Origin of the sequence: Desulfosporosinus sp. (genome assembly GCF_014237355.1) — a bacterium.
Classification (GTDB): domain Bacteria; phylum Bacillota; class Desulfitobacteriia; order Desulfitobacteriales; family Desulfitobacteriaceae; genus Desulfosporosinus.
In genome coordinates this window covers 1-6,911 of the sequence record NZ_JABZFS010000011.1, presented here as the reverse complement: position 1 = coordinate 6,911, position 6,911 = coordinate 1, and the positions used below count along the sequence as shown (strand labels likewise).

The 6,911-nt window shown below is 41.2% G+C and carries 7 protein-coding genes; all 7 read left to right on the top strand.

Annotation, left to right across the window (positions count from 1 at the left end; genetic code table 11):
- Window positions 1-475: 475 nt before the first annotated feature.
- The 7 genes from HGJ98_RS01950 to HGJ98_RS01920 all read left to right on the top strand — a co-directional run bounded on the left by HGJ98_RS01950 (window position 476) and on the right by HGJ98_RS01920 (window position 6,516).
- The gene (locus tag HGJ98_RS01950) at window positions 476-1,021 is read left to right on the top strand and encodes an RsbRD N-terminal domain-containing protein (protein ID WP_291349311.1); all 546 of its coding nucleotides are present in this window, start codon (window positions 476-478) and stop codon (window positions 1,019-1,021) included.
- Between the two features lie 17 nt (window positions 1,022-1,038).
- The gene (gene dsrM / locus HGJ98_RS01945) at window positions 1,039-2,040 is read left to right on the top strand and encodes a sulfate reduction electron transfer complex DsrMKJOP subunit DsrM (RefSeq protein WP_291349310.1); all 1,002 of its coding nucleotides are present in this window, start codon (window positions 1,039-1,041) and stop codon (window positions 2,038-2,040) included.
- A gap of 6 nt (window positions 2,041-2,046) precedes the next feature.
- Entirely contained in the window at window positions 2,047-3,666 is a 1,620-nt protein-coding gene (gene dsrK, locus HGJ98_RS01940; RefSeq protein WP_291349309.1) for a sulfate reduction electron transfer complex DsrMKJOP subunit DsrK, read from the top strand.
- Window positions 3,666-4,145 (top strand): sulfate reduction electron transfer complex DsrMKJOP subunit DsrJ, encoded by a 480-nt coding sequence (gene dsrJ, locus HGJ98_RS01935; protein WP_291349308.1) that lies wholly within the window; start codon window positions 3,666-3,668, stop codon window positions 4,143-4,145. The genes dsrK and dsrJ overlap by 1 nt, the downstream gene beginning before the upstream one ends.
- A complete protein-coding gene (gene dsrO, locus HGJ98_RS01930) occupies window positions 4,142-4,942 on the top strand; it encodes a sulfate reduction electron transfer complex DsrMKJOP subunit DsrO (RefSeq protein WP_291349307.1) in 801 nt (266 codons plus the stop codon). Before dsrJ ends, dsrO begins: the two co-directional genes overlap by 4 nt.
- Entirely contained in the window at window positions 4,935-6,098 is a 1,164-nt protein-coding gene (gene dsrP, locus HGJ98_RS01925) for a sulfate reduction electron transfer complex DsrMKJOP subunit DsrP (RefSeq protein ID WP_291349306.1), read from the top strand. The genes dsrO and dsrP overlap by 8 nt, the downstream gene beginning before the upstream one ends.
- 100 nt (window positions 6,099-6,198) lie before the next feature.
- The gene (locus HGJ98_RS01920) at window positions 6,199-6,516 is read left to right on the top strand and encodes a TusE/DsrC/DsvC family sulfur relay protein (RefSeq protein WP_291349305.1); all 318 of its coding nucleotides are present in this window, start codon (window positions 6,199-6,201) and stop codon (window positions 6,514-6,516) included.
- Window positions 6,517-6,911: the final 395 nt, after the last annotated feature.

Genomic DNA, 6,911 nt, shown 5'->3' with positions numbered 1-6,911 from the left:
GAGGAATGGTGAATCGACTTAATGAAATTCTAGAACGTGCTTTAGGATAATCTTCAAGGAAAGGGCTGCAATTTTTGTAGCTCTTTCCTATTTATGATCGCAATACGATTATCTAATTGATCAATAAGAAATAAGAATTTTACAAGCTTAGTAAAATTCCTTAGACTGATAGTGATAATAAGAACAAATGTGATCTTATACTCTGGAATACTTACTCCTTGGGGTAAAGATTCATAAGCTTCTTAGTGATAAAAGAGTGTGCTTCAGATGCTTATGAGTGATGTAATCCATCCTGGTTCGGGGGGGAATAGGGCACTATTTATGTGAAAACGTTCTCAGGATAGGTCGATGTTGAATAGCGCCAACATCGACTGAATTGTGTTCCGCAAAGGCCATCAAAATGGTGGTAATGAGCGTTCCTGGTAGGAATCAATAAAGCAGGTCTCACTATATAAACTACAAGGAGTGGTCAAAATTGGACATCAAGTTGAACGAAATCTTAAAAGAAAAGAAATCCACCATTTCAAAACGATGGTTAGATACCATAATAGCGTCGTACCCCAACGATGACTCGGGCTTTTTAATGAGTCAAAAAGATAGGTTTGCAAATCCCGTGGGTTATACCTTTACTAAAGGGATGGACGGCATTTTAGAAGTGCTGGTTAAAGATGAGGACTCCGCAGAAAGTCTACAATTTCTCAATGATATCATTAAGGTTAGAGCAATACAAGATTTTACACCTGCGAAGGCTATGGCCTTTATCTTCCAACTTAAAACCATCATCCGCGAAGAATTGGGAAAGGAAATAAGGCAGAACCAGATCTATGCTGAGCTGTTGGAGTTTGAATCAAAAATAGATGATCTGGCCCTTAATGCCTTTGATATATATGTTAAATGCCGAGAACAAATCTATGAACTAAGGACAGATGAGCTAAAACGAATGACCTTTACCCTATTAAAGAAAGCTAATTTAATGTCCGAGATTCCTGATCCAGAAAGTGAACCCAAAGACCAAAATTAAAGGAAGGAGGTCGTAGAGTGAAAGTCTTGTTTTCTTTCCTCGCAGTCATTTTAATCATTCTAGTAGCCACCATGGGAGCGTTTATTACAAATTTGCATTATGTCTTTGGTATTATTATACCCTATCTAGCCTTCGCTATGTTTGTAGGTGGATTTATTTACCGAGTTATCAAATGGGGGCGGTCTCCAGTACCCTTCCGTATTCCTACAACGATTGGACAGCAAAAATCACTCCCATGGATCAAACAGAATAAGATTGAGAATCCAACAAGTGCTTTTGGTGTTATTGTCAGAATGGCTATGGAAGTACTATTTTTTCGCTCGCTGTTCCGCAATACTAAGACTGAATTAAGGGAAGGGCAGAATGGCCCAGAACTAGCTTACGGCTCGGCAAAATGGCTTTGGTTAGGTAGTTTGTTTTTTCACTGGTCATTCCTTATCATCATTGTAAGACATCTTAGATTCTTCTTGGAGCCTATTCCGTTTGCAATTCAAGCCCTTGAGAGTGTTGACGGAATCCTACAGATTGGCTTACCAGCGATTTACTTAACAGATGCTTTTATTTTAGTCGCGATTACCTATCTGTTCCTCAGAAGAATTGTTGTTCCACAGGTTCGCTACATCTCACTTCCTGCTGATTTCTTCCCACTGTTTATGATTATGAGCATAGCAATCTCGGGGATCCTGATGCGTTATTTCTATAAAGTCGATCTGGTTGCAGTCAAGCAATTGGCAATTGGATTAGCTACGTTTCAGCCAGTCCTCCCCCCAGGAATCGGCCCAATGTTTTACATTCATATTTTCTTAGTCAGTGTGCTTTTTGCTTATTTCCCTACAAGTAAGTTGATGCATATGGGCGGAATTTTCATGAGTCCTACTCGAAATATGATTAGTAACAATCGCATGGTTCGACACATTAACCCCTGGAACCCTGAAGTTAAGGTTCATACTTATGAACAGTATGAAGACGAATTTAGGGCCAAAATGAAAAAAGCTGGTATACCGGTAGAAAAGGAGTGATCGTGGATGGCGCCGAAAGTTAAACTTCCTAAACCGGGAGAATTATCGAAAATTGACTTTAAAAACCCGGCAACGGATTGGATGGATACACCAGTAGAATTCAAACCGGGTACCTATTGCTGGGGAGCGAAAGAAAAGGATCTCCTCACGTTAGGCTTACCTAACCCAAGACAGTGGTCGCCAGCTGACGAAGACTGGAAAATACCGGATGGTTGGGAATCTACTATTCTAGATGGAATCGCAGAACGATTGAGTAAATATCGCTCTTTCAAAGTTTTTATGGATATTTGCGTTAGATGTGGTGCCTGCGCTGATAAATGTCATTTCTACATCGCCACTGGTGACCCCAAAAATATGCCTGTACTGAGGGCAGAGCTGCTAAGATCTGTTTACAAAAAGTATTTCACAAAATCAGGGAAATTCCTTGGACGTCTGGCTGGTGCCAGAGAGCTTAATATGGATGTTCTAAAGGAATGGTGGTCTTACTTCTTCCAATGCACCGAATGTCGACGTTGCTCGGTCTTCTGTCCTTATGGTATTGACCAAGCAGAGGTCACAATCATTGGTAGAGAACTTCTTAATCTAGTAGGTTTAAATATCGACTGGATTGCAGGACCGGCTGCAGCCTGTTACATGAAGGGGAATCACCTAGGCTTAGAGCCCCATGCAATTACTGGGAACATTGAATCCATGGTCGATGATATTGAGGATATCACTGGTATTAGAGTCAATCCAACCTTTAACAGAAAAGGTGCCGAAATCATGTTTGTCACTCCCTCAGGCGACCTTCTAGGTGAACCAGGGATTCAAACTTGTATGGGTTATCTTATGCTCTTCCATGAGCTAGGTCTGGACTATACTTGGAGTACCTATGCCTCTGAAGGTGGTAACTTCGGCTTCTTCACATCAAATGATATGGCGAAGAGACTTAATTATAAGATTTATGCCGAAGCAAAACGATTAGGGGTTAAATATATCATTGGTGGAGAATGTGGACATATGTGGAGGGTCCTGAACCAATACATGGATACCTGGCATGGTCCTGCAGATTTCTTAGAGGTTCCGGTTTCACCAATTACTGGCACAGTCTTTGAAAATGCTAAATCGACTAAGATGATTCATATTTCCGAATTCACCGCTGACTTAATTAAGCACAAAAAATTAAATCTTGACCCAAGTCGCAATGACCATCTAAAGGTTACCTATCATGATTCCTGTAATCCTTCTCGTGGAATGGGATTGCTTGATGAACCAAGAGAAATCATTAAAGCAGTTTGCAATAATTTCTACGAGATGCCAGAAAACACGATCCGAGAGAAGACCTTCTGCTGTGGCAGCGGATCAGGACTAAACGCTTCTGAAAATATGGAACAGCGCATGAGAGGTGGATTCCCACGAGCTAATGCTGTTAAGTATGTACGTGAAAAGCATGGAGTGAACATGCTGGCAAACATTTGTGCAGTTGACCGTGCCGCATTACCAGCTTTAATGGACTACTGGAATCCAGGGGTAGGAGTTACTGGTGTAACCGAGCTAGTTGGTAATGCCTTGGTAATGAAAGGCGAGAAAGAGAGAACCACTAATCTCCGTTTTGAAGATCTTCCAGGAAAAGGGGGTAATGAGTAATGTATAAAGGCGGAAAAATAATTGCTTCACTCATTATCTTTGCGGCACTTTTTACGATCCCTTTCTTCTATAACATGGGAAAAGTCAATGCTGGACCAGACGTTGCTCTTGATACTCCAGCTATCCAACAGCTGCCTGCATCCGAACAGCAATGTGTGGAGTCGCCAGAATTTATGAAAGAGAATCACATGCAACTCCTCAATCAATGGAGAGAGGAAGCGGTACGGAACGGACAGACAGTGTATATCAATAGCCAAGGTAAGGAATTCGATATTAGTCTTCAAGATACATGCCTGAAATGTCATGCAACTGAGTCGGCTTCGAACCCAGTAGTCCTAAACAATCCAGCGAACAGCACAGGAGTAAGTAACCCAGCATTAAATGTCTCACCTGAATTCTGTGCCTCCTGTCATGATTATTCAGCTGTGAAGCCGTTATGTTGGACTTGCCATTTTGAGCCAAAGGAGGCGGTGAAATGAGCATCAATAGACGACAATTTCTGAGAAGAGCTGGAGTGATCACTGCGTTGGGACTAGGGAGTTCTTTTGTAATCAGCGGTTTCCGAAAGAAAGATGTTGCTGAAGCAGCTGGATTCGCAAAGGCTCCAAAGGATATGCCAGCTAAGCGTTGGGCTATGGTTGTTGATATGAGCAAATTCAAAACAGAAGCTGACATAAACAAGGTTATTGAAGCTTGTCATAAACTCCACAATGTACCTGATTTTGGCAATCCAAAAGATGAAATTAAATGGCTCTGGAAAGATGACTATCATCATACCTTTGCCGGTGGGTTTAACGAGTATTTAGATGAGCATGTAATGCATAGTCCCTTTTTGGTAACATGTAATCATTGTGATAATCCACCCTGCGTAAAGGCATGTCCCACCCAGGCAACGTTCAAGAGACCGGATGGTATTGTGGCAATGGACTTTCACCGGTGCATTGGATGTCGATTCTGTATGGCAGCCTGCCCATTCAGTGCAAGAAGTTTTAACTTTAAAGATCCAAGAACCCATATTGATGAAATCTCCCCAGAATATCCAACGAGAACACCGGGTGTAGTTGAAAAGTGCAACTTTTGCTATGAACGTTTAGCTGACGGACTACAGCCAATTTGTGTAGAGCAGTCCAATGGTGGATTAATATTCGGAGATTTAGATGATCCAAATTCCGAGGTGCGAAAGATCATCAGTACGAAACTTACTATTCGACGTAAACCAGAATTGGGTACCCAACCCTGTGTTTACTACCTAGTAGGAGGTGGCGAACATGATTGAAAAAGCATTGTCGGGTAGTAGAAAGTATTGGATATGGGTTACACTATTACTAGGTATGATAGCAGTCGGTTTCTATGCTTATATGAATCAGTTTAACGATGGTTTAGGCGTAACAGGCATGAGCCGGGACGTATCTTGGGGATTATACATTGCCCAGTTTACTTTCCTTGTGGGTGTAGCGGCTTCTGCAGTTATGTTAGTATTGCCTTATTATCTCCATGACTTTAAGAAATTTGGCAAAATGGTCATCCTCGGAGAGTTTTTGGCTATCCCAGCGGTGATAATGTGTATGTTATTTATTGTAGTAGACTTAGGGCAACCAATGCGGATTATGAATGTAATCCTCCATCCAAGTCCCCGATCAGTTATGTTTTATGATATGATAGTCCTATGCGGATATCTTCTTATTAACTTGGTTGTTGGATGGACGACTCTCGGTGCGGAGCGCAAGGGCTTTCCTTCTCCGAAATGGGTTAAACCAATCATTTATCTCTCCATTCCTTGGGCTGTCAGTATTCATACCGTCACAGCCTTCTTATACGCTGGTCTTCCGGGCAGGCATCTCTGGTTATCTGCTATTATGGCTGCGCGCTTCCTAGCATCCGCTTTCGCTGCTGGTCCGGCAATCTTGCTCATCTTATGCTTTATTGTTAGAAAGGTCAGTAAGTTTAACCCGGATCCGGAAGGTGGAGCAATCCAGTCATTAGTGAAAATAGTTAGATATGCCATGATTGCCAATATATTCTTCTATATCTTAGAGGTCTTTACAGCATTCTATAGTGGTATTCCTGAATATAGTGCAGCTTTAAGATATACCCTCTTTGGCTTAAATGGTTATAATAGTTTAGTACCCATTATGTGGACAGCAGTGGTCTTAGCCTTCTTGGGAGTTGCAATTCTCATTTTCCCAAGTACACGACTGAATGGAGCAACTTTAACTATTGGACTTCTGTCGATCATCATTGCTAACTGGATTGATAAAGGTATGGTGTTAATTGTTGCAGGATTCGTCCCTAATTCCTTCGAACGAGTTGTCGAATATGCTCCGACTCTCAATGAGGTATTAGTAACTTTGGGTGTATACTCGATTGGTTTGTTGCTAATCACGATACTCTACAAAGTTGCAATCTCAGTTAGGGAAGAAAAAGCAAGCTAAAGGTTGGTATTGATTGGTTTTGATGCTTGTTTGGGAGGTGGGTATCCCGATCTCAAACAGTATCAATTTTATAAACACACATAAGGAGGAATTATTAATTATGGCTCAACTAGTAGTAGGAGATTTAACTGTTGAACTGGACGAAGACGGTTTTCTTGAGGATTATGCTGTATGGACTGAAGAAGTAGCTCATGCTCTCGCTGCCACTGAGGAAGTAGAAGAACTTACTGAAGATCATTGGAAAATGATTAACTATCTACGTGACTATTTTGATCAGTTTGGTGTTGCTCCTATGGTTCGTAAAATGGTTAAAGACACCGGTTATGACCAAAAGAAAATCTATGAACTTTTCCCAGCTGGCCCAGGAAAAGGCGCTTGTAAAATTGCTGGACTTCCAAAACCAACCGGATGCGTATAAGTCACTTTTAGTTTTTAGTTTGCTAATTATTAATAGAGCCGATCATGTATGTGGTCGGCTCTATTTAGTTTTTCTGTACTGTCAGAAAGAATAAGTTTAACGTCATTCTGAGCACAGCGAAGAATCTTATTTACCCAAGGTTTAGGACGAATTACGATAGATCCTTCAGTCGTTCCTCCTTCAGGATGACATAACGCTTAAGTTACTTTCTTAGCAATGTTAGATCTGACGTAAACATCTGATCTTAGGTAGAGGGGCAGGATTTCTTATTCAAGTGTAGAATATATTTATTAAGTTCATTAATAGTTCAAAAGGGCTTAAGGCAGAATACCAGGATTGAAAGGTCTGCAAAAGCGAAGACTAGGGTGAAATAGAAAAACTCGGATGATCGGAAG